3 protein-coding genes are annotated in these 661 nt (G+C 38.0%); all 3 read left to right on the forward strand.

Features of this window, described 5'->3' with window-relative positions; all coding sequences use genetic code 11:
* Positions 1-119 precede the first annotated feature (119 nt).
* The 3 genes from ED2_RS16200 to ED2_RS14530 are packed head-to-tail and all read left to right on the forward strand — an operon-like array spanning position 120 to position 648.
* On the forward strand, positions 120-233 hold the full coding sequence (locus ED2_RS16200) for a CD1375 family protein (protein ID WP_016176407.1): 114 nt from the start codon (positions 120-122) through the stop codon (positions 231-233).
* 37 nt (positions 234-270) lie between these two features.
* Entirely contained in the window at positions 271-396 is a 126-nt protein-coding gene (locus ED2_RS16205; protein WP_010740102.1) for a CD1375 family protein, read from the forward strand.
* Between the two features lie 45 nt (positions 397-441).
* Positions 442-648, forward strand: a complete 207-nt coding sequence (locus ED2_RS14530; RefSeq protein WP_002352299.1) for a BhlA/UviB family holin-like peptide — start codon at positions 442-444, stop codon at positions 646-648.
* Positions 649-661: the final 13 nt, after the last annotated feature.

The following is a 661-nucleotide window of genomic DNA, read 5'->3' on the forward strand; positions in this document are numbered from 1 at the left end:
GAGAAAACGAAGAGTTAAAAAAGGCGGCTGAAGAACAAACAATTCAAATGACGGATACGCAACTAGCGATAGCCGAGGTTTATGAGATGTTGGTTCCTGCAAGCAAGGAGGCTAAATAAATGGCGAATATCTATGTCAGTTTGATCCAGAAAGGTCTGAGAACTATTGAAGAAGTACCTAAAACAATCAGAAAAGAAGTTCAAGCAATCTTGGACGCAGAAATTGCGGCTTAGGATTGCTTTTTATTTGCTCAGAAAAGAGGTGAATACAATGGCAGTAGTCTACGCGACGTTGATTATCAAAGGCAAGAAGACGATCGAACAAGTACCTGGTCTGATCCGCGAACAAGTGAGAGAAATCTTACTGGATATGGATTTACCAGAATTAGCAGAGTAGCACACTTTCGAGTGTGCTTTTTATTTTTAGAAAAGTTGGTGAACTATGGAAAAATTATTGGAGTCGTTGCTTTCAAATCCCGAGCAAATCAGTTTCGCTGTTTTGTTCGTAGCTTTGTTTATTTGGGTAATGCAACAGAACAATGCAAGAGAAAAAAGATATCAAAGCACGATTGACAAGTTAACGAATGCTTTAGGAGATGTGGAAGATATCAAAAGTACTGTGGAAAAAATCCACGAAAAAATAAAATAAAAGGAGGTGATTT

This window comes from Enterococcus durans NBRC 100479 = LMG 10746, from assembly GCF_001544215.1.
Classification (GTDB): domain Bacteria; phylum Bacillota; class Bacilli; order Lactobacillales; family Enterococcaceae; genus Enterococcus_B; species Enterococcus_B durans.

What these genes read in the sequence shown, in the direction of transcription:
- ED2_RS16200 (WP_016176407.1), top strand. Translation starts at nt 120, where the DNA reads ATGGCGAATATCTATGTCAGTTTGATCCAGAAAGGTCTGAGAACTATT.
- ED2_RS16205 (WP_010740102.1), top strand. Translation starts at nt 271, where the DNA reads ATGGCAGTAGTCTACGCGACGTTGATTATCAAAGGCAAGAAGACGATC.
- ED2_RS14530 (WP_002352299.1), top strand. Translation starts at nt 442, where the DNA reads ATGGAAAAATTATTGGAGTCGTTGCTTTCAAATCCCGAGCAAATCAGT.